We start from the raw sequence: 20,776 nt of genomic DNA, 5'->3' as shown, positions 1-20,776 counted from the left end.
TGCCAAGCGCCTGCGCCCCCGGCTCGCCCCGAGTATCTCGCGGAGAAGACGGTGAAGAACCGAACCACCTCTTCTCAGCTGCCGGCCCCCGGCTTGCCCGAGCGCCGACCACCGAACTCTCCGGCGGTGCTCTGGCACAGCCATAGCTGCGGAGCCCATCCCACCGGTAGCGGCCTTCACGGCCTTCACAGTTCCAGCGTCCGCAGTTTGGTCAGTTGTTTCATTCTTCGGACGCCGGGGCCGGGGTGATCGCGATGTGTGCAGGATGTCGGCATGGTCAACGAAATACGCGAGGCGTACCTGCTGGCTGCTGAGCAGGCTGTGCACCTGCTGGCCACGGCGGAGGTGACACGTCGCTGGGAGACGGAGTCGGTGCTGCCGGGGATGTCGGTGGGCGGACTGGCCGGTCACCTTGCCCGCAGCGTCCTGCAGGTCGAATGGTTCCTGGACGGTGAGGTCGCGGGCGCTGAGCCGGTCTCGCCGGTGCGCTACTACGCACGGTTGGTCGACACGTCCCTGCCGGACTCAGCACTCAACGTCGGCGTACGTGCGCGCAGTCAGGAAACGGCCGCTGCCGGCCCAGCGGTCGTGGCCGAGCAGACGCGAGCCGCGTGCGAGCGGCTGGCACGGCGCCTGGGCGAGGAGCCGGCCGACCGGCGCGTGGCCATCCTCCACCGGCCCGGAGAGGAGATGCTGCTCGACGGCTACCTCCAGACGCGATGTGTCGAACTGGCCGTGCACCTGGATGACCTGTCCCTGAGCGTGGGCAGCCAAGGCCGGGTGCCGCAGGCCACGCTCGCCGTCGCGGTCGATGTACTTGTCGCAGCTGCCCGTGAGCGGCATGGCGACCAGGCTGTGCTGCATGCGCTCGCCCGACGTGAACGTGACGACGACCAGGCCTTGCGGGTGTTGTAGGGCGGGTCTGCCCTGGTCCGGGCGCAGCGTCTGCGCCACGGACCATGCCTCCGCCCAGACCGCCCGTCGCCCGGCTGGCCGTCACGGTCGGCCCGGGCATGGTCAGGCAGAGGGGGAACCCCCGGCCACCGGCCCATCCTGCAGCGGACGAGTCATGCGGAGCGGTCGGGGCGTGGGCGGCGCGGAGCGATCCGTGCCGGTCGCACTGTCACCGCGGACCAGATGCACCCGCCTTCGGGACGGTCATGTCCCGCATCCCGCTGCCCCCATGGCCCCGGGCAGGCCGGTGGGCCTCCGCCGGACCCGTGCCCCTGAAGGTCACTGCGACCGGTTGATGTCGTGGTCGGCGTATCCGCGAGGTCCCTGGGAGAAAGGCGCCCCCGGGTGTCTGCGGAAGCCGAGGCTGGTGACCTGACCTCCGCCGGCCTCCAGGGGGCGTGGAGGAGGGCTTGTGCCTCACTGAACTTCCGTCATCTTGGACGGCTGGTCAGCGCGGTGGCATGACGTCGTTTCGGGGCGCTCCTCCTGGTCGTGGGCGGCACTCTGGGGTGCAGATCGTCCGGCAGGGCGGTTTTCGCCGATGAGTTCGCCGTCTTCGAACGGTCTACCAGCGACACGACCGATCTCGACAGGAGTGTCATGTCCACCATCCAGCCAGTGATCCTGACTGCCAACCAGGACGTCCTGATCGGCTTCTACACGAATGTGTTCGGCGCCGAGGAGATCTTCCGGATACCGGAGGATGGGCCGGCCTTCTACCTCGGCCTGCGCATCGGCGACACCGACCTCGGGCTGGTGGCCAAGACGGATGCGGGGCCCGGCGGGGCACCGCGGGTCTTGCTCAGCGTCGGTGTCGACGACGTCGATGAGACGCTCATCCGGGTAAAGGCGCTGGGCGGCTCGGTCCGCGGTGGCCCTGACGACATGCCGTGGGGACAGCGCGTCGCCCACATCCAGGACCCCGACGGCAACCCGGTGAACCTCACCCAGCCGATCCCGGCTCAGTGACGCTGTGCCGGGTGAGTGTGCTGTGCCGGATCCCGTCACGAGACTGACGCCGTGCCGACGGCGTGACGGGACCGACCGTTCGTGGCCCCAAGGGTTGTCGGTGTCTCATCCGACAGACTGTTCGGGGATCGTCGGAAGAACCTTGCCGGCGATGGCGAGGAGAGCGCTGTCGTCCGGGAGGGCTCCGGACCTGCTCCACACGGTGATGTCGTAGTAGCCGCCCCGGTCATCGCGGTCGAGGGCCACGGTCAGCGTCCTGGCCAGGGGCCCTTGCTCGACCGGTCCGCCGGATCCGCTGGTCCCGAGGTTGATCTCGAACTTCATGGTGTGGTCCGAGGAGAGGACCGCGGGTCGACCGAGAACCGTGAGTGTCCTGATGTCCTGCTCGTTTCCGTACTTCATCAGGTTCACGTACTGCTCGGTCGACAGCTCGTTGTACGTGGCCGAGACGTTCACGGTGTACGTGTCGAAGCTGACCTCGGCCTCCGGCTGTGCGACCTTCCCATCCGTCAGGGGAGCGGTGTTGCTGGTGCCGGAGGCAGTGCTCGCGGTCTCTCCGGGCGTTCCGAGGAGCTTGGCCAGGTCTGGCCGGTTGAGCGCTTTGCACAGCTCATCACCGGTCACGGGCTGGGGCGTCTCCCGGTAGGCCTTCGGCAGTTCCTCGTGTTCTGCGCCCGAACATGAGGCGGGCTGCGCCGTGCTGTCGTCGGACGGCATCATGTGTGGGGCCACCCACAGCGCGGCCCCGAGTGCCCCGAACACGGCCACGGCTGCGACGGCCTGGCCCCATGCGTTGGGCTCCTTCTCCGGGGTGTCCGGGCCGGGACGCGGCCCGGCTCCGACCTGGGCGTGGGTGGCGGTACCGACGGCCGCCCCGTCTGCGGAGGCCGCCGGAACCGGGTTCCGGCGTGCGTGCAGGGCCCGGACCACCGCGTGGACACGTGTTGCGGTGAACACGAGGAACACCACGCCGAGGCCGGCCGCGACCCGATCGTGATCGTGGACGGCGAGATACATGATGCGTACGCCGAGAACGGACCCGACCGCGATGAGCAGGGGCTCGCGGACCCAGAAGGGCAGGAGACGGAGAAGGAAACCGAGCATCCGGCGATCACACCAGGACGAGACCGCTTTCGCCGTGGTGGAAGCCACAGTTCCGGGCACGTGCAGGGCCTGCCGGAGCAAAAAGCATCGTCCCGGCTCATCGGATCGGGCCACCGGTCCAGGTGCGGCCGGCTCACCGCCGGGGAGTCCGTCGGTCCGCTCGGGCAGGCTTCGTCGGCGCCAGGGGGGCTGAGGCCACCGGGACCCAGCACTCGGGAGGGTCGGGTGGCGTCCGATCTGCGCTCAAAGCAGGGCCGACCCCGACAGCCTCGAGGCGGTTCGCGTGAACGCCCTGCCACGGGTGGGGCGACGGCGTCCCGCCACGGTGCGAGACCATCGCCAACCCTCGTCCCAACCCTTGCTTCATCTATCGAGATTCGATAGATTCTCATCGCAAGTCGATGGATGGGTGAGTCATGGGAAAGCTGGCAGTGCGTGCGCTTCGCGCTGTGCTCGTGGTGGTTCTCGCCGGCACCGTGTTCGTGCAGGCGTTGATGGTGTGGGCGTTGGCCACCGACCCGGAGGACGGGTCGCTCCCGCTGACCCCGGCGCGCGTGATCACGATCCTGGGCATGGTGTCGGGCCAGGTCGCCCTGGTCAGCGTATGGCGGCTGGTGACGATGGTGCGACGCGGCACCGTGTTCTCCCACGCCGCCTTCCGGTACGTGGACGCCGTGATCGGAGCGATCGTGGCGGCCGCCCTCCTGTGGTTCGCGATCACGGCTCTCAATGCGCCGGGCCAACGGGCCGACCCGGGCGTCACCGTCATCATGGGCGGGATTGGTCTGGCCATCCTCGGGGTCGCGCTCATCGTGCTCGTGCTGCGGATGCTGCTCGCCCAGGCCGTCGCGCGCTACGTCGAAGCGGCGCGGATGCAGGCCGAGTTGGACGAGGTGATCTGATGCCGATCGTCGACGTCGACGTGAGGCCGGCTGTCTTCGTGATCAGGACGGCGGGTTCCCGCCGGCGACCTCGCGCCAGAACGCCTCGACCCGTGTGTTGAACACGTCCGCGGACTCCTGGAACGGCTGGTGTGCCTCCTCCGCCATGAGCTCGAAGCGGGCATCCGGGATGGCGTCGGCCACAACCCGCCCGAACCTCGGTGGCGTGGCGATGTCATGCTCGCCGGCCAGGACGAGGGTCGGTGCGATGATCGCGGACAGCCGGTCGAGCGTGTCGTGTCGCACGAACGCCTCCAGCTGACGCTGGAAAGCCTCGGCGGACTGCGGGTACGGGAAGGTCAGCGTTTCACCGATGATGCGCTGCACCGTGCCGTCAGCGTGGGCGCGCGGCGTGTAGATCCACAGGAAGAACGCCTCCAGCATGGCGCGCTCGTCGGGCGCCTCCGTCACCAGCCAGTTCCAGAAGCGGGTCATGGTGGTGAAGTAGGCGTCCGCCCGGGCCCAGGTACTCATGAGGACGAGGCTGCGGACGGCCTCCGGGTGCCGGAGCGCCAGCTCCTGAGCGATCGCACTGCCACCTGAGAAGCCGACGACATGCGCCCTGTCGACCTGGAGCACCCGGAGCAGACCTGCGGCGTCGTCGGCCAGCAGGGCTACGGACATCGGCCCGTCCGGCAACGGCGTCCGCCCCGATCCCCGGTTGTCGAAGGTGATGACCCGGTACCGGTCCGACAGGCCGTCGAGCTGCGCCTGCCACGCCTCGGCCGGGTCGCTCAGCCCCGCGATCAGCAGGACGTCGGGCCCCTGACCACGGCTCTCGATCCAGATCGTGGTTCCGTTGGCGTCGACGTACTCACCCATGGAATACACCTCCCGTCCGATCATCTCCACTGCGGTCCGTGGAGCGACTGCCGACGCGCCGCGCACACTCCGCTCCCGGCCTGCCGCTCCAGCCCGATGTGCTGCCTGGCCCGCGCGGAAACGATGGACCGCTGCCGGCCGCCGAGGAAAGGGACGGCGTCAGCTGCCGGCTTCGGGATGTCGCCGCGTGCCTCGGACACGGAGACCACAGCGCTTCGGCGCCCGTCGTCGGTGACGCCGTTGAGCGTGATGCAGCCGCCGTCCCCGCCCTCATGGCTCCAGTAGGTTCCTTCGCAGGTCAGGTGAGGCACTACCAGGCCCCGAGCCCGTATCGGCCGCCGGGCCCTGGCTGGTGGACCTCCGCGCTCACGGGGACGGTCTGCTTCATCTTGGCCAGCTGCCGTGCCGGTAGGAGGCGGCCGTCGAGCAGCGCACCGAGGAAGCGGGTTCTCGTCCCGAGTGGTCGTGACCCGCGGTGCCGGGCGATGTGGGGCACGGCGACGTGGAAGAGGGCGCGCCCACGCAGGCGAAAGCGGTTTGCCGACCCGGATGTCGCATGGGTAGCGTCGATGTCTGTGACCCCGACTCTGCGCACCGAGCGGCTACTTCTGGAGCCGTACGTCTCCGGCGACGAAGAGGACTTCGTCGCTCTGTTCCAGGACAGCAGGGTGTCGCAGTGGATGGGTGACGGCCCTGCTTCCGAAGCAGCAGACCGGGCCCTGTTCGGGCGGATCTTCACCAAGGTGTATGCCCGGGACCTGTTCGATGTCTGGGCCGTTCGCCGCAACGGACTCCTGGTCGGGCATGCCGAGATCAAGCTGAGCGACATCGTCGGAGGCCACGAGATCATCTACGCCCTGGCGCCGACGGCATGGGGGTCCGGCCTGGGGACCGAGCTGGCAGAGACTGTCGTCGCCTACGGCTTCGACACCCTCGGGTTGACCAAGGTGTATGCCACCGTAGCTGCGCCGAACGAGGCCTCACTGGCCCTGCTGGCCAGAATCGGTTTCCAGCACGTCCGGGACATCAAAGAGGATGACGGCAGCACCACCCGCGTGTTGGCCCGCAGTCCGGCTGCCCCCGAAGAATCGCCCCGACCGGCACCCTGACTGCGGCGCCGGTCTCACGGACGGCCCGGCTGCGGCGTGGCGAGGATCATGCATCACTCATCGGCGGCCACCACGGGGCGGCGGCCGCGGGCCCGGCCTTACCCGATCGCCACGCGGGAGGACGTGGCGCTCAGGCGCTGACGCTTGTTCGGAACTCTTAATTCGCTTGCCCTGGCCACGGGTCGACGCTGCACTGTGGCCAGACACCACGAGCCGTGGTGCCGGTGTCCCGAGGAGGCTGCGGCAATGGAGATCCGTCCCACGACCGACAAGGATCTCGACGTGTTCGTCGACACCGTGCATGCCGCCTTCGGGCTCTTCCCGGAAACCCCGAGCGAGGGCGGCGGGCTCTGGTGGTCGGCGCTCGAGATGGACCGCTGCCTGCTCGCCCTCACGGAGGACGGGCGGCCCGTCGGCACCGCCGCTACCCACTCCTTCGAGCTCACCCTGCCCGGTGAGACCCTCGTCCCGGCCCCCGGGGTGACCGCCGTCGGCGTCCTGCCTTCGCACCGGCGCCAGGGCGTGCTCAGCGCGATGATGCGGCATCAGCTCACCGAGCTACGGGCCCGGGGGGAGTTCCTCTCCGTGCTGCTGGCCTCCGAGGCCACGATCTACGGCAGGTTCGGCTACGGGCCGGCGACCTACACGGCGCGGCTGACGGTGCCGCGCCACAAGGCGGCCCTCGCCGTTCCCCGGGCGCGTGAGGTGGCCCACGCACCAGCGACCGGTGAGGACGACGGCTCGGTCGAGGTACTGCGCCGGGCAGAGTGCGGCGAGATTCTGGAAGAGGTCTACGACCGGTATCGCCGCGCCCAGCCCGGCGCGCTGTCCCGGCCGCACCGCTGGTGGGCCCTGCGCGCGGGGCAGCCCCCGATCTCGTCGGCGCCACGCTACGTCGCTGTCCACCGGGACGCCGACGGCGTCCCGGACGGGTACGCCAGCTACTCGATCGACTCCGGCACCCTGACGGTCGACGAGACCATCACCGCCGACGACACCGTATTCACGGCCCTGGCCCGGTTCGTACTCGGACACGACCTGGTCTCGCAGGTCGTGTTCAAGCACGTCCCGCCCGACCACCCGCTGCGCCGGCAGCTCGTGGACTTCCGCGCCGGCGAGGTGAGCGGCGACAAGGACTGGCTCTGGGTGCGGCTGCTGGACGTCCCACGTGCGCTGACCGCGCGTGGCTGGTTCATGGACGGCGAGCTCGTCCTCGACATCGACGATCCGTTCCTCGGCGAACACGGCAGCTACCTGCTGACCATCCGGGGCGGCAAGGCCGACTGCGTCCCGACGGACCGGAAGCCCGACCTGTCCCTGGACATCAGAGACCTGGGCTCCGTCTACCTCGGCGGCACCGCCCCGAGCACGCTCGTGCGCGCCGGACACATCCGGGCCCACCACCCGGGCGCGGCCACCCTCGCTGACGCACTCTTCCGCGCCGAGCGCTCCCCCCACTGCCTGCACTGGTTCTGACCGCGCTCGCAGACCCTGCACAGGTGGTGTGTCGGGCCCATCCCGGAACCCGGCTTGCCCCGGTCCACGGGGCTTGGGCCTGTGAGTTCGCCCCCTGGACTGCCCCTGGTCGTCGGCGTCTCGGCCGCAGACACTCATGACAGCGAAGCCCTGAAGCCCATGGTCGAGGGCCACCAAACGAGACACGACCCTTACACAGGCCGCTACTTCAAGCCGCAGCGCCTGCACGCCGACACGGCCTACGACAGGCCTGAGGTCGCAAGCCCCTGGTCGCGCGGCCATCACCCACCCCCCGTCCCCGGCGGCGAAACCTGCCAGCCGCGGTCTGCAAGTGGACCGGGTACCAGGAGGAGCCCACTGCGGGGATGTGTGAGGTGCTACTCCGTGCGCAGACCTTCCGGGCGCATCATCCGCAACAGCGGCGGCAGACTGAGCAGCGTGACCAGGCCGACCACGGCCGCGCCCACACCGGTCATGGTCAGCACGCTCGCCCAGTCCATGGCCACCGGTGTACGGGTCATCTTCAGCAGCACCGAACCGAGGGTGATGCCCACCGTTGTGGCCAGGACGAGGCCGAGTCCTACCGGGAGGGCCGTCTGCCACAGCACCGACAGGCTCAGCGTGCGACGCCGGGTGCCGAAGGCGACCAGCGCGGAGAGCAGCTTCCTGCGTTCGCGCAGTTGCTCCAGCTGGGACACCAACAGACTCGCGCCGATCAGTGCCAACACGAAGGCGGAACCGACGAACAGGCCGGTGCGGATGGAGGCGTACTTGGCGTCCTCGCTGGTCGCCGACCAGCCGTAGGTGTGTGCCAGGGGGTCGATGCGGGCGGCGGTGTTGCGCGCGTACTCCCGTGAGTCGGGCACCGACGGGTCCAGACGCAGGTAGACCCCGTCCGAGAACAACGCGGGCGCGGCCTCGGTGGGCAGGGCGGCGGGGGTGACCAGCAGCCCGTTGGCGTCCTGCAGTGAGTCCCTGCGAGCCTCCACCACCCGCACGTTCGCCGGAACGGCCCAGGGCACCTCGATGCCGCGTTCAAGGGCGTCGTCGTACGACGGGTCGATGTAGAGCTTCCGACCCGGCTTCACCACGGCGATTTCGTCGGCGTTGCCGGGGGAGGCGTAGTGGCTCCTCGTGCGCGTGACGAACACGTCGCCGTTCTCGCAGGAGGGAAGCGTGGCGAGTTCGCGCAGGGCGGTGCAATCACCCACCGTCAGGCCGCCGCTGCTCTCCGGGTTGCGACGCGCGTCCCCGTATGCCGCGGTGGCCAGGGCCACTGCGGCCCGCACCCCCCTGGTGCCGGTGAATGCGCGCTCGACACCGGACAACGGCTTGCGGTCGCTGAAGTCGACCTGCATCTGGACGCGACCCGGGTCCTGGCCGGTTGCCTCGGTGTACTGGCTCTGCGTTCCCGCGAACAGCATCTGCAGGGCGATGGCTCCGGCCACGGCGACGGCGATGCCGTTGACCATGCGTGCGGCGGTTCCACTGCTCAGCTGCAGCCGTCGTACCGCGAGCTGCCAGGACAGCGCGCCCTTGCCGAGGCGGACGACAACAGCTTCCACGGCCCAGGGGAGCAGCGCGGTGATGCCGATCAGCAGCAGCAGCACGCCGCCGATGACGAGGTACTGGTTGAAGTCGCCGTTCTCGCCGCCCTTGCCGATCATCGGGTAGAGCATCGCGAGGCCGGCCAGCGGCGGCAGCAGCCGCCACCACAGCCGGCGGCGGCGCTGCTTGGCCGCGCGCACGACACCAAGCGGTTCCACCACCACGCCGCGCATCGCGAGCAGCGTGACGAGTACGGCGGCGACCGGGACCGCCACCGCCACCAGCGCGGCGAGCACGGGCGAGGGATCGAGGTAGCTGGGCCAGACGCTCACGCCCAGCACCTCGCTGGAGCCCAGCGTCTGACGGCCGAGGAGGAAGAAACCGGTGCCGACGACCAGGCCGAGCAGGGCTCCGGCGAGTGCTTCGCCCGCCGCGATCCGCCGGGTCATGTGACTGTCCGAGCCGACCAGGCGCAGCGCGGCCAGCCGACGGTCGCGGCGCTCGCCGCCGAAGCGGACGGCGGCGGCGATGAACACGGCGACCGGGGTGAGCAGCACCACGAACACGACCAGGATCATGAGCAGCAGCACCGGGTCGGTCTTCTCGGCTGTCGCGTCCGGGTTGCCGTACCCGGTCAGCCGGTGCACCGGGGAGAAGTCCGTGGGTTTCAGCCCCGAGGCGCCCGCGTAGTAGGCCAGTTCGTGGGAGCCGATGAGTCCGCTCTCGCCGATCGTGCCGGTGATCTTGTAGGGCAGCCGCTCCCGCAGCACTTCGGCGCCGTCCGAGGCGAGCAGGTCCTTGAGCGCGGGGGAGACCACCATCTCGCCCTTGCCCGGGAAGCTGTCGACCCCCGGAGGCAGCGGCGCCCGCCTGCCCTCGGGCTCGACGAGCCGGCCGCGGATGTCGTCGTCGCGCCAGGTGGTGTCGGTGGCGGCGATCAGGAAGGTGTTGTCGGCCTTCGGTGGGGCCTTGTCGGAGTACAAGAACGTGTTGTCGAAGCGGGCGTCCTCCACCCTGTGGCGGGCGGCGAACACGTTTGGCAGGGCGGTGCACAGCAGGAGCAGTGCCACGCCGAGGCCGACGCCGACGGCGGTGAGCGTCATCCGGACCCAGCCCTCGCGTCCCCCGGCGACGGCGAAGCGGGCTCCCATGGCCAGGTCTGTGGCCCACCCCCACGCTCGGCTTCGCTCGCGCGGGAGGTCCCCCCTGCGCACACTCATACGGCGCGCTCCAGGTCGCGGGACTTGCCGTCGCGGACGACGATCTCGCGGTCGGAGTCGGCGGCCACGCGCTCCTCCGGCTTCTGCGGGGTCGCCGGCCACCGCTGTACGTCGGTGACGCCGGTGTCGCTGATCGCGTAGCGCGTGCGCTCGGGACCGCCGCCCGCCTCGATCCCGTCGACCTCGACGAGACCGTTCTTCAGCAGCCGGGACATCGTCGAGCAGACCTGACCGTGGTGCAGCGGCCGGTCGTGACCGAACGTCTCGTCGAAGGCCCGCTTGAGGTCGTAACCGTGGCGCGGACCGGCCTCCAGGAGCCCCGGAAGGGTGTGACCGATGAACATGACAGCACTATACACATCGTGTATACGTGTCGTGTATACACGGGGGGTGCGGGTCGCGGCGGGCGTACGGCAGGGCAGTCAGGGCGCCGTTTCCGTCCACCGATCACGACGTACTGGTCCCGCGGAGGGGGCTGGTACGCCGTGATCGGTGGACGGAAACGGCTCTCGGCTGATGTGCGTGCCGTGCGAGACCGGGGAGGGAGAAGAGAACGCCGCCATGTGCAGCGGTGTGGCCGGCTGTCGGAACAGCGGTCGTGGCATGACGGCGTGTTTCCCGTCGTTCTGGTCGCCGTCGGACCCGCAGAACTGTCGAACAGGTGCTGAAGGCGGCGGATTTCCCGCACGGCGAACACAAACCGTGGGAGAAACCTGGGTGTGTGCCGTGCAGGACCGGTGTTGCTTCGGGGTCAGATGCCGAGCATGGTGTTGAGGTCGTCGAGGGACAGCGTGCCGTAGCAGTCGAACGAGACGTATGTCGGCCGGAACTGCAACGAGGGAATGGCCATGAGGATCCTGTCTTTTTCTGGTGAAACTGCACATGCTCGGGACTGACGCCTTTTCAGGAACGCCCATGACGGGCTTCCCTGAGGTGCGCGACGACGTCGTCCAGGCTCACGGTCAAGGAACGCTCGACATTGATCCAGTCGTCCTTGGCGTGAGCGAGGAGGTACTCGCGCCGTTCGGGTGTGCGCTCCGCGCGCCAGTTCGTGATCAGCGCACGCAGTGTGAGCCGCGCCAACGCGGCAACCGGGAGCAGCGGGAGTTCCGAGGCCCGGATCGGGCGCGTGCGCTGGTAGCCGGCGGCGAAGGCGCAGGCCTCCCGCCAGGGGTGATCCGGCGTCCTGCCGAGCAGGTTCGCCATGGGAACGGCGGGGTCGAAGATGACGGCGCTGCGCACCGTGTCGCCGAAGTCGATGACACCGGTGACGAAGTGATCGCTCTTCTCTGGGTCCACCACGATGTTGTAAGGGCTGAAGTCACCGTGGATCACCTGTGTTTCGAGATCACTCAGCCTCGGGACGACGTTCTCGCCGAAGAGCCGGAAGACCGACCTGGCCGACTGGCGGTGCTCGGGACTCGGCGTGTGCTCGACCAGTTCGGTCATCTGGTGGAAATGCCGGATGTCCCATGCCAGACCTCGTCGGTCCGCCGGGTGCGTGAACGGCCTGAGTGCCACGTCGATCAGCCCCAGCATCTCTCCCGCCTCGCGGAGCTGCTCCGCGTGCGGGTGCGCGTCGGCCAGGACCTGGCCTTCGACGAAGTCGAACACCCGCAGGATGCGAGCCCGGCCGTCGTTCAGCCTGATCGTGACGTGGTCGTCTCCGTCCGCGGTCAGCTTCACCCGCTGGACGGGCAAGTGCGCGGCGGTGGTTTCGAGGTAGCGCATCGCGGCGGTCTGGAGGGCGACGACCGCCTCCGCCTCGTCAGGTGGTGAGACCTTCACGAGGTAGTTGCTCGAGTCGGTGCTGAGTCTGAACGTGTCGTCCTTCTCGGTCGCCAGTCGTCCCAGGTTCCCGGTGAGGCGGTAGTGCTCCTCGAGGAGGATGCTCACCAGCAGCACGTCGATGGGCTCGTGGGACGACGTCAGGCCGCTCTCCTCGAGGAGCCGCTGAGCGTGGTTCTTAGCTGGTGAGGTGTTCACGGTCAGTCCCTTCGGTCGGCCTGTTACAGACGGTTCTTCGCGACCTCGGCGAAGGTCTCCAGGAATCGGGTCACATCGGCGGAGTCGAAGGCCAGCGGCGGGCGGATCTTCAGCGTGTTCGCCGACGTGCCCGTGCCGCTGATCAGGATGCGGCGATCGCGCATGTCGTTGATGACGTCTTCGGCAAGTGCGCGGTCAGGCTCGAGGGTTCGGAGGTCCTTGACGATCTCCACGCCGACGTAGAGGCCGGCGCCGCGGACTTCGGCGACGTAAGGGGAATCCTTGGTGATCTCCCGCAATCCCGCGCGCAGGGCGTTGCCGTTCTCCAGGACGCGCTGCTGCACGTTCTCCTGCTCGAAGACGTCCAACACCGCGGCGCCGGCGGCCACGGGGACGGAGCTGCCGCCGAAGGTGTTGAAGTAGCGGACGTTGCGTCCGAACTCCTCGCAGACCTCGGGGCGGAAGACGACGCCCGAGATCGGCATCCCGTTGCCCATCGGCTTGCCCATGGTGACGATGTCCGGCAGCACGCCGTGGCGGGTGAAGCCCCACATCGACTCCCCGAGCCTGGCGAATCCGGACTGCACCTCGTCCGCGATGTAGACACCGCCGGCCGCGTGCACCTCCTCCACCACGGCCTGCATGTAGCCGGGTGGGTCGGTGAAGATGCCGTCGCTGCTGTGGGCGCAGTCGGTGATCAGGGCCGCGAGCCGGTAGCCGTGGCGCTCCAGGTCGGCGATCGCGCCGCGCACCTGGTGCCGCATGTGCTCGGCGAGGGTGGAGCCCGGCGCGACGAGGCGTGGGTCGGGAGCGTCGATGAGCCGGACGTTCGGGCCCAGCGGCGAACCCGCACCGAGGGTCGGTGAGAAGCTGGCCACCTCACGGGTCAGGCCGTGGTAGGCCCAGCGGGTGACGATGATGCCCTCGCCGCCGGTGTGGAACCGTGCCACCCGCATCGCCAGGTCGTTCGCCTCCGACCCGCTGCACGCGATGCTCAGCCTGGACAGCTCCGCGGGGAAGGTCGCGAGCAGCCGCTCCGCGTAGTCGACCAGGGCTTCCTGGACGTAGCGCGTGTTGGTGTTGACCGCCGTCATCTGGCGGGCGACCGCCTCGGCCACGTGGGGGTGGGCGTGTCCGACGCAGGGGACGTTGTTGTAGGCGTCGAGGTAATCGTTGCCGTCACGGTCGATCAGGTGGGCCCCGTGACCGGAGACGAACTCGACCGGCTCCCTGTAGATGAGTGTGTAGCCCGGGCCCAGGACCTTGTTCCGGCGTTGGATGGTCCTCTGGAGGTGATCGGGGAGCCCGCTCATCACCCCGGGGTCGAACCGGTTGGGGTAGTGGGCTATCGCCCGACTCAGCATCGAAGTCATCTGCAGGCACACCTTCAGTCTCGTCCGGGGTTCCTCGCTGTGATGGCCGAAACCATACCATCATTCATTCCAGTTCCAACCTGAAACTAGAAGGTTTTTCCGAGAGTGGACCCCTGGGGGTGCCGCCGATCGGGGGCTTGGTTCGATGTCCTACCCCCCGGTGTGGAGAGTGGCGCGGATCTGTGACTGTTGCAGTTCCAGCCTGAAACGAAAGACGGTATGCTCGAAAGCCTGCGGTCACGACGCCCCTCATGGAAGAACGTCGGTCCGGCGGCGTAGAGGTCTTCCGGTCGTTCCCTCGCCAGTCAGTTGGTCGTCGAACCCGGCTTCCAGGCGTCGCCGCGACACGGCGATGCGCTCCTGGAGTGCTTCACAAATCCTGCGGAGTGCATGACACATGAGTCGAGAACCGTCCGGCACCGCGGAACATGCCGACACGGACCCCTTCGGGCGCGCTCAGGCGGGAACGGCGGCTCCGTCGAAGCAGGCCGCGATCCGCCGCCCGGCGATGCGCCCACGTCTCACCGCGTCGAACCCCTTGGCCGTACCGCCCGAACCGGTCGCCGGCCGATCGCCGTCCCCGGCTCGCTATTGTCGTCCGGTGACCAACCCGACCTCACGCGACTACAACAAGGCATCGGTCCTCGATGTGGTCCTCTCCCACGCGCCCCTGACGCGGAACCGGCTCATCGAGCTGACGGGCCTGAGCAAGGCCACGGTGTCCAGAGCGGTGGAAGAGCTTCGGTCCGACGGCTTCGTCGTCGACGGCGCGGTCGACGAGGTCACTGGCCGCGGCCGCCGATCCACCTATCTGGACCTGCCCGGCACGACCGGGCACGTCGCCGGTGTCAGCTTCGGCGCCCGGACCACGGGTGTGCTGGTGACCGACCTGAGGGGGCGTGAGATCCAGCACCTGACGGTTCCCACCGCCGATCACCAGGAAGTCGAGGACGCCGCGCGATGGCTGGTCGACCTGATCGCGCAGGCCGCCCGGTCTGCGCAGGGTCCCCTGCGTCAGATCGTCGCCGCCGTGCCCGGCCGGGTCCGGGGCGGCACGGAAATCTTCGGCCCCACGGAGTCGATGAAGATCTTCGCGGGATCAGGTCTCCAGCAAGCCGTCGACCGCCTGATCGAGGCCCCCGTGCTCCTCGACAGCGATGCCAACGCGTCCCTGCTCGGAATCCTCACCGACGACGCAACCATCAAGAACGCCGCGCTCTTCAGCGTCAGCACCACACTGAACTTCGCCAGTTGTACGGATCACGAGCTCGCCCGCGGCAACACACCCACCTTCGGCGACATCGGTGTGCTCTCCTCGGGGGTCGGCGACGAGAACCTCGACGAGTTGCTGAGCACCCGAGGTCTCCTCCGGTTCGCTCGCAAGCGGGGGCTCGACCTGGAGCGCGTCGAGGATCTCTGGCTGCAACCGCACACCGAGGCGCCACACGCTGAGGTGCTGCAGGCGTTCACCACGGCGATCGTGACCGCTGTCAGCGTCGTCGCCGTGACGCTCGACCCGGAGTCGGTCCACTTCGTGGGCCGGCTGCGTCCGCTCGTCGACGTCGTCCTCCCCCAGGTGCGCGAGCGGCTCGACCAGAACCTTCCGGCGGTCCCGGAGATCAGGACGGGTCCGCATCAGATCGGTCTGTCGACGGCACAAGGAGCGGTCTACGCGTGCCTGACGATTGCTCAGGAACGGCTGCGAGACGCCGTGCTCAGTGCGCGGCGCCAGAGTCGGGCCGCGGAGCAGGCAGCACCGGCCTTCTGAGCCGACCGGCATGCGACGCCCACATTCCCACCCCGCAGCAGGCCCAAAGCGTGTGGCAGGGCTGGAAGAGACAGCCGGAGCTGGCTGCGATCACCGCAGGGGCTGTGCCGCACTACATCCAGCCAGCGGTCCTTGCGGCACCACGTGATTGCCACGTCGGACGATGGCGTAGCGCTGGTGACGCCTCGCGGCTGGGGACATCGCCGGCGGCTCCGGGCGGCGACGTCATGCCGGGTGGACGAGGCGGCTGTCGTAGGCGAAGATCACGGCCTGTATCCGGTCGCGGAGTTCGAGCTTGTGCAGGATCCGCCCCAGGTGGGACTTCACGGTCGCCTCCGCGAGGTGCAGGGTGGCCGCGATCTCGGTGTTGGACAGGCCGCGGCCCACCTGGATGAGCACCTCGCGCTCACGGGTGCTGAGCCGTTGCAGCCGCTCGTCGTGGTCGGCGCTGCTGCCGGCGGGTCTGTGCGCGCGGAAGTGCTCCAGCAGGCGGCGGGTGATCCGCGGGGAGACCACCGCGTCGCCCGCGGCCACGCTGCGAATCGCGGTGAGCAACTCCTCGGGCCTGATGTTTTTCAGCAGGAAGCCCGAGGCTCCGGCGTCGAGTCCGGCGAAGGCGTATTCGTCGAGGTCGAACGTGGTGAGTATCAGCACTCTGCTCTGCGGGGAGATCCGGATGACCTGCCGGGTCGCTGCGATCCCGTCGGTCCCGGGCATCCGGACGTCCATGAGGACGACGTCGGGTCGCCGTTCCCGGGCGAGGCGTACGGCCTCGGTGCCGTCCGCGGCTTCGCCGACCGGTGCCATATCGGGCTGGGCCTCCAGGACCGTGCTGAAGGCCATACGGAGCAGCGCTTCGTCGTCCGCGATCAGGACGCGGATCGTCATGCGGACGTCGCTCCGTTGCTGCCGAGGTCGAGGCGGGTACGGACGCCCCAGCCGCCGCCCGGGAGCGGTCCGGCCTGCAACATCCCCCCGTAGACGGCCGCGCGCTCGCGCATGCCGGGGATGCCGTGGCCCGACGGTGTGGCGCCGGGAAGCGGCGGGCAGGGGTTGTTGTCGGTGACGTCCACGGTCACGGTCCCTGCTGCGCACCGCACGCGGACCTTCGCGTGTGTGCCGGTGGGCGTGTGCTTGAGGGCGTTGGTCAAGGCTTCCTGTACCAGGCGGTAGACGGTCAGTTGCGCGGTGGCGGGAACGTGCGCATGGCCGCCCTGGACCTCGACGTGGGTCGGCAGCCCGGCGGAGCACATCTGGTCGGCGAGGGTCTGCAACTGCGCGATGCCGGGCAAGGGGTGGCGCTCCGCGTCCGGTTCGTCGGTCCGCAGGACGCCCAGAGAGCGCCGCATGTCGGTCAGGGCCTGACGGCCCGTCTCGGAGATCCGGAGCATCGCGGTGGTGGCCTTGCCGGGCGACCGGTGCTGCGCGTAGACGGCGGCGTCGGTGAGCGCGACCATGACGGACAGGTTGTGGGTGACGATGTCGTGCATCTCCCGGGTGATACGTGCCCTTTCCTCGGCGACGGCCAGCCGCGCCTGCTGGTCCTGCTCCTGCTCCAGGCGCGCGGCGCGTTCCTCCAGGGCCGCGAGGTAGGCGCGCGTGGTCCGCACGTTCACACCCAGGACGGCGGCGGAGACGACCATCGCGCTCACCGCGACGAAGGGGGCCAGGAATGCGCCTTCCGTCGCCCAGCGCAGGCACGCCAGCAGGGCCCCGCCCTCCACGATGGCACCGGCGACGAGCGTGCCGCGCCGGCCCGAGTTCGCGGCCGCCGTGTAGAGAGCCACCAGCAAGGCGATGTCCGCCGGCAGTTGGACGTCCATCACCCACTGGACGAAGGCCGCGGCTGCAACGGCGCCGAACACCGTGAGCGGGGCCCTGCGCCGCCACACCAGGGGCAGCGCAAGAGCGGCGGTGAGGGCCGCGGCCACCGGGAGCTCGTGCGGTGCGCGCGTGGTCATGATGTTGAGCAGGAGCAGCGCAGGCAACAGCGAGTCCCACACCATGGGCGGCAGCCGGGAGCCCCAGCGCCGGGCGGCTCTCACCGGTCGTGCCGCTCGTGCGGAGGCCAGGTCGGCATACCTCGTCGGCCGTAGGGCCATCCACGCCCGCCGCACCCGGTCCGCGTAGCGCACCGGGTGGGCGTTGCCGGGCTCTGCGGCCGCCTCGGTCATCACACGTCCCTGTCGATCCAGCATCATGGTGGGCCCGGCCGGGGCCACCACCGCGTACGGCCGGAGCCGGGTCGGATGCGGGGAGCTGAGCCGGGCTGCCCGGTGTGTGCCGCGGCCCTGTCACGGTAGGCCGCAGTCCCGAGGAACGCATGAGCCCAGCGTCTGAAGGAATCTCGGGGCAGTACGACCGCAGGAGGAGCCCGGCTACCCCCACGGTCGCAAGGCCGCTCACCTGGGCGTGCCCCGGATTGCCACTCCGGTCGCACAGGGGACATGCCCCGGATTGCCACTCCGGTCGCACACGAGGGCGACCCGCGACCGATGTGGCAGCGCGTGCCCCGCGCCGAGGATGGCCGGGTGAACGACATCATCACGGGACTGCACATGTCCCCCCTGGAAGTCCTTGTCTTGCCGGGTGCCGTCGCGCTGGTGGTGGCGCGCTGGCTTCCCCCCGCCGTCCGCCCACGCGTCACGATCGCGGCGGGAGCAGTGTTCGCGCTGTCCGTGATCGTGTTGAGTGCGGTGGGGATCCGCTGGCAGATGCTGCCGGTACTGGCAGGCGCCGTCTTCGCGTTGCCCTTCGCCGTCTCTCCTCTGCTGCGACGCGGTACCGGCCGGCCGGCGTGGCGGGCCCGATGGTGGCTGGCGCTGCCGGGAACGGGGGCCTGCGCCGGCCTGATCGCCACGGGCCCGGCAGCAGCCTGGGCCTTTCCCGTACCGGTGTTCCCCGCACCGTCAGGCGACTTCGCTGTCGGGACCGGTGTGATGCAGTGGACCGACCCCGACCGCCCCGAGACCGCCACCGCCGACCCGTACGACCGGCGCACGGTCGTGGTCCAGCTCTGGTACCCCGCGCGTAAGAGTCCCGCAGGCGCGCAGCGGGCCCAGTACCTCGGCCGCACGGGGCAGGAGGCGCGCACCGTCTCCCAGGCCCTCGCGCGCTATGCCGGCCTCCCCGGCTTCCTGGTCGACGGCGTCCCGCGTGCCCACACCCATGCGGTCTTCAACGCCCCGGTGGCCGGCAGGGGCGGACGGTTCCCGGTCGTGCTGTTCTCTCCCGGGCTGGGCGGAGTACGCACCCAGAACACCGCGTGGGCGGAGGAACTGGCCAGCCACGGCTATGTCGTCGTCGGCCTCGACCACCCGTACGACTCCGCCGCCGTCGTCCTCACCGACGGCCGAACCATCGACACCGAGATCGCCTCGACCGACGACGACGACGAAGACAACAAACGAGCCGTGCAGACAACCGGAGTTCGGGCCGCGGACCTCAGCTTCGCCCTCACCCAGCTGGGCCGTCTGGACCGAGAGGAGATCGACGGCCCGCTGACCAGGCGCCTGGACACCGGCCGGGCCGCGGTGACCGGCCACTCCCTGGGCGGCGCCGCCGCCCTGCAGGCAGCCCGCCAGGACCGCCGGTTCGACGCCGTCATCGACATGGACGGCTACCCCCGCGACCCCGACCTGCGCCCCTACCACCAGCCGGTGCTCGCGCTCACCCAGGCCATCACCCCCAAAACCGACCCGCGCTACATACCCCGCCTCACCGAGGTCCTCGAGCTCAGCACCGCGACCAGCTATCGGCTCACCATCCCCGGGTCCGCGCACCTCACTTTCATGGACGGCCCCCTCTACCTGCCGCCCGTGCCCTCGCTCCTCGGCTCCCTGGGCCGCACCGAGAGCCCGCACGTCGTCGCCGCAACCACTCTCGCCTTCCTGGACACCACCCTGCGGCACAAACCCGGTGACCCGGCCGCCGCTCTGTCGGCCTACGGCGACCTCAGCGTCCACCAACCGGGCAACGGCCGCTGACCGGCTCCGCCGCGGCAGCCGACGGCACGGTCAGCGCTGCGATCCCCTGCGGCCCGCCCCTCCGAAGACCGGTGGGCGAGCCGCCGGACGGCTCGATCAGCGCTGGAAGGGCATCGTCCAGCAGTTGGACGCGGTCGGTTCGCCCTCGAGACGGTCGGTGAGCCAGGAGATGGCCGCTCCCTGGTCGGTGAGGAGGGGGGCGAGGTGGTTGGTGAGGATCCTGTCGCCGAGGTTGGGCAGGTCGACGGCCTCGTAGGTGACGTTGCCGCCCTTGCGGCACCAGTCCACGGCGAGTTGGCGGGCCTGGCCGTGCGGAACGATGTCGTCGTGGACACCGGTGGCCACGCGGACCGGGCCGGCCGGCTTGAGCGTCCCGATGCGCTGTTCGTCCAGGACGGCCTGGGCGCGGGGTTCGGCGGCGATGACGTCGGCGAGGGATGTGCCGCCGGCCGTCCACGCCGTGCTCCGGGTGAAGCCGTAGCCGAGGATCGCGTCGCCGACGCACATGGTCGACATGTCGGCGAGGGCTTTGCGCCCGGCGTCGTTGAGGTTCGCCTCCATGACACCGCGCAGGTCGGGGTAGGCCTGGGCGAAGCCGTTGATCGACCAGCCCAGGGCGCCGGCCAGAGCGCTCCCGTCGATCCCCTTCATGACCGAGGTCAGGTTGGCGGGCGGCGCGCCCGCGTAGGTGCCGGCCAGGGGGACGTCGGGTGCGTAGGTGGGCTGCACCTCCGCCGCTGACGCGCTGGCGCCGCCGCCCTCGCTGTAGCCGTACAGGCCGACGCGGGAGCCGGAGGTCAGGGAGGTGCCGGGGAGGGCGCGCGCGGCACGGACGGCGTCCAGCACCGCGTGCGCCTCGTCCAGGCGGTTGACGTAGGTGTGCAGACGGTCGGTGGCGCCCAGACCGACGTAGTCGGTGACGACGACGGCCGCTCCGGTGGCGAGGAGACGGTAGATCGCCAGGTTCTCGTAGGCGACGGACAGGGTCTGTCCGCTGACGGTGAGCGGGTGCTGCAGGGCGAACGAGGGCGCGCACTGGTCGCCCTGGCCCATGGTTCCCGAGGCCACCGCCACCAGAGGGCGGGGCCCGTCGCCCTCCCACTGCGCCGACGGCTCGATGTAGGCGCCGGTCACCGCGACGGCGCCGCCGTTGGAGTCGGTGGACTTGTACATCAGCCGGGTGGCCTTGCCCGGCAGGGGGCGGCCTTCGAGGCCGGGCAGCGAGATCCCCAGGGGGAGGGGCTCCTGCCGGATCAAGGTGCCGTTGGCGGCGGGCAGTTGGGCGGGCGGGGTGTAGAAGGCCGGGATGGTGATCCCCCGGGACACGACGGCTCCGGTGTCGGTCCCGGTGGCGTCGGCCGGGGCCGCGCTGACACAGACGCAGGCCACCGTGGCGATCGCGGCGGCGGTCAGGCGGTTGAACGCGGAACGCGGACGGCTTCTGTAACGGCTCACGATTCGCTCCTCGCGCTGCTTCGTTGCAGGGTGCGCGAAAAACTAGCACCGTTAGTTTAAGTTGA

At 69.8% G+C, this 20,776-nt stretch carries 15 protein-coding genes and 2 pseudogenes; 8 read left to right on the top strand and 9 right to left on the bottom strand.

Translation table 11 applies throughout. The features are described 5' to 3' along the window. The first annotated feature begins 273 nt into the window (after positions 1–273). On the top strand, positions 274–915 hold the full coding sequence (locus ACZ4YY_RS12825) for a maleylpyruvate isomerase N-terminal domain-containing protein (RefSeq protein WP_468287851.1): 642 nt from the start codon (positions 274–276) through the stop codon (positions 913–915). A 639-nt stretch (positions 916–1,554) separates the two neighbouring features. Further along, entirely contained in the window at positions 1,555–1,923 is a 369-nt protein-coding gene (locus ACZ4YY_RS12820) for a VOC family protein (RefSeq protein ID WP_468287849.1), read from the top strand. 105 nt (positions 1,924–2,028) lie between these two features. On the opposite strand, the gene ACZ4YY_RS12815 is transcribed toward ACZ4YY_RS12820, so the two are convergent. Next, the gene (locus ACZ4YY_RS12815; RefSeq protein WP_468287846.1) at positions 2,029–3,027 is read right to left on the bottom strand and encodes a DUF6215 domain-containing protein; all 999 of its coding nucleotides are present in this window, start codon (positions 3,025–3,027) and stop codon (positions 2,029–2,031) included. A gap of 416 nt (positions 3,028–3,443) precedes the next feature. Between ACZ4YY_RS12815 and ACZ4YY_RS12810 the strand changes: the two genes are divergently transcribed. Then, positions 3,444–3,929, top strand: coding sequence for a DUF2975 domain-containing protein (locus ACZ4YY_RS12810; RefSeq protein ID WP_468287843.1), 486 nt, complete (start codon positions 3,444–3,446; stop codon positions 3,927–3,929). A gap of 42 nt (positions 3,930–3,971) precedes the next feature. Here the strand turns inward: ACZ4YY_RS12810 and ACZ4YY_RS12805 are convergent, their stop codons facing one another. Then, positions 3,972–4,790: an alpha/beta fold hydrolase gene (locus ACZ4YY_RS12805; protein ID WP_468287842.1), complete on the bottom strand. Its 819-nt coding sequence runs from the start codon at positions 4,788–4,790 to the stop codon at positions 3,972–3,974. 575 nt (positions 4,791–5,365) lie between these two features. Here ACZ4YY_RS12805 and ACZ4YY_RS12800 point away from each other — a divergent pair. The 3 genes and pseudogenes from ACZ4YY_RS12800 to ACZ4YY_RS12790 all read left to right on the top strand — a co-directional run. Next, the gene (locus ACZ4YY_RS12800; RefSeq protein ID WP_468287839.1) at positions 5,366–5,899 is read left to right on the top strand and encodes a GNAT family N-acetyltransferase; all 534 of its coding nucleotides are present in this window, start codon (positions 5,366–5,368) and stop codon (positions 5,897–5,899) included. A gap of 246 nt (positions 5,900–6,145) precedes the next feature. Next, positions 6,146–7,375, top strand: coding sequence for a GNAT family N-acetyltransferase (locus ACZ4YY_RS12795; RefSeq protein ID WP_468287837.1), 1,230 nt, complete (start codon positions 6,146–6,148; stop codon positions 7,373–7,375). A gap of 33 nt (positions 7,376–7,408) precedes the next feature. Then, positions 7,409–7,654 (top strand): annotated as a pseudogene (locus tag ACZ4YY_RS12790) (IS5/IS1182 family transposase); the annotation flags it as partial. Between the two features lie 98 nt (positions 7,655–7,752). Here the strand turns inward: ACZ4YY_RS12790 and ACZ4YY_RS12785 are convergent. From ACZ4YY_RS12785 to ACZ4YY_RS12770, 4 genes and pseudogenes are all read right to left on the bottom strand, one after another. After that, the gene (locus ACZ4YY_RS12785; RefSeq protein WP_468287834.1) at positions 7,753–10,074 is read right to left on the bottom strand and encodes an ABC transporter permease; all 2,322 of its coding nucleotides are present in this window, start codon (positions 10,072–10,074) and stop codon (positions 7,753–7,755) included. Between the two features lie 143 nt (positions 10,075–10,217). Beyond that, positions 10,218–10,487 (bottom strand): annotated as a pseudogene (locus tag ACZ4YY_RS12780) (PadR family transcriptional regulator); the annotation flags it as partial. Positions 10,488–11,046: 559 nt separating this feature from the next. After that, positions 11,047–12,129, bottom strand: a complete 1,083-nt coding sequence (locus tag ACZ4YY_RS12775) for a phosphotransferase (protein ID WP_468287832.1) — start codon at positions 12,127–12,129, stop codon at positions 11,047–11,049. Positions 12,130–12,152: 23 nt separating this feature from the next. Beyond that, positions 12,153–13,502, bottom strand: a complete 1,350-nt coding sequence (locus tag ACZ4YY_RS12770) for an aspartate aminotransferase family protein (RefSeq protein ID WP_468287829.1) — start codon at positions 13,500–13,502, stop codon at positions 12,153–12,155. A 397-nt stretch (positions 13,503–13,899) separates the two neighbouring features. Here ACZ4YY_RS12770 and ACZ4YY_RS12765 point away from each other — a divergent pair, with 397 nt between their 5' ends. Further along, entirely contained in the window at positions 13,900–15,270 is a 1,371-nt protein-coding gene (locus ACZ4YY_RS12765) for an ROK family transcriptional regulator (RefSeq protein WP_468287826.1), read from the top strand. A 225-nt stretch (positions 15,271–15,495) separates the two neighbouring features. Here the strand turns inward: ACZ4YY_RS12765 and ACZ4YY_RS12760 are convergent, their stop codons facing one another. Both ACZ4YY_RS12760 and ACZ4YY_RS12755 read right to left on the bottom strand, forming a co-directional pair. Beyond that, the gene (locus ACZ4YY_RS12760) at positions 15,496–16,158 is read right to left on the bottom strand and encodes a response regulator (RefSeq protein ID WP_468287823.1); all 663 of its coding nucleotides are present in this window, start codon (positions 16,156–16,158) and stop codon (positions 15,496–15,498) included. After that, complete coding sequence (locus tag ACZ4YY_RS12755; protein WP_468287820.1) at positions 16,155–17,444, bottom strand: sensor histidine kinase; 1,290 nt, start codon at positions 17,442–17,444, stop codon at positions 16,155–16,157. The genes ACZ4YY_RS12760 and ACZ4YY_RS12755 overlap by 4 nt, the downstream gene beginning before the upstream one ends. Before the next feature lie 321 nt (positions 17,445–17,765). On the opposite strand from ACZ4YY_RS12755, the gene ACZ4YY_RS12750 reads away from it, so the two are divergent. Then, on the top strand, positions 17,766–19,256 hold the full coding sequence (locus ACZ4YY_RS12750; protein WP_468287817.1) for an alpha/beta hydrolase family protein: 1,491 nt from the start codon (positions 17,766–17,768) through the stop codon (positions 19,254–19,256). 96 nt (positions 19,257–19,352) lie between these two features. Here ACZ4YY_RS12750 and ACZ4YY_RS12745 read toward each other — a convergent pair whose 3' ends face one another. Next, on the bottom strand, positions 19,353–20,711 hold the full coding sequence (locus ACZ4YY_RS12745) for a lipase family protein (RefSeq protein WP_468287815.1): 1,359 nt from the start codon (positions 20,709–20,711) through the stop codon (positions 19,353–19,355). Positions 20,712–20,776: the final 65 nt, after the last annotated feature.

The sequence above is a fragment of the Streptomyces sp. NPDC030143 genome (assembly GCF_055573695.1).
Note: the sequence above shows the minus strand (reverse complement) of the source record. Positions and strands in the feature narration are given on the sequence as shown.

Excerpts from the sequence above, each read along its gene's own strand:
- ACZ4YY_RS12825 (WP_468287851.1), top strand. The coding sequence starts at position 274 with ATGGTCAACGAAATACGCGAGGCGTACCTGCTGGCTGCTGAGCAGGCT.
- ACZ4YY_RS12820 (WP_468287849.1), top strand. The coding sequence starts at position 1,555 with ATGTCCACCATCCAGCCAGTGATCCTGACTGCCAACCAGGACGTCCTG.
- ACZ4YY_RS12815 (WP_468287846.1), bottom strand. The coding sequence starts at position 3,027 with ATGCTCGGTTTCCTTCTCCGTCTCCTGCCCTTCTGGGTCCGCGAGCCC.
- ACZ4YY_RS12810 (WP_468287843.1), top strand. The coding sequence starts at position 3,444 with ATGGGAAAGCTGGCAGTGCGTGCGCTTCGCGCTGTGCTCGTGGTGGTT.
- ACZ4YY_RS12805 (WP_468287842.1), bottom strand. The coding sequence starts at position 4,790 with ATGGGTGAGTACGTCGACGCCAACGGAACCACGATCTGGATCGAGAGC.
- ACZ4YY_RS12795 (WP_468287837.1), top strand. The coding sequence starts at position 6,146 with ATGGAGATCCGTCCCACGACCGACAAGGATCTCGACGTGTTCGTCGAC.
- ACZ4YY_RS12785 (WP_468287834.1), bottom strand. The coding sequence starts at position 10,074 with ATGGGAGCCCGCTTCGCCGTCGCCGGGGGACGCGAGGGCTGGGTCCGG.
- ACZ4YY_RS12770 (WP_468287829.1), bottom strand. The coding sequence starts at position 13,502 with ATGACTTCGATGCTGAGTCGGGCGATAGCCCACTACCCCAACCGGTTC.
- ACZ4YY_RS12765 (WP_468287826.1), top strand. The coding sequence starts at position 13,900 with ATGAGTCGAGAACCGTCCGGCACCGCGGAACATGCCGACACGGACCCC.
- ACZ4YY_RS12760 (WP_468287823.1), bottom strand. The coding sequence starts at position 16,158 with ATGACGATCCGCGTCCTGATCGCGGACGACGAAGCGCTGCTCCGTATG.
- ACZ4YY_RS12755 (WP_468287820.1), bottom strand. The coding sequence starts at position 17,444 with ATGACCGAGGCGGCCGCAGAGCCCGGCAACGCCCACCCGGTGCGCTAC.
- ACZ4YY_RS12750 (WP_468287817.1), top strand. The coding sequence starts at position 17,766 with ATGTGGCAGCGCGTGCCCCGCGCCGAGGATGGCCGGGTGAACGACATC.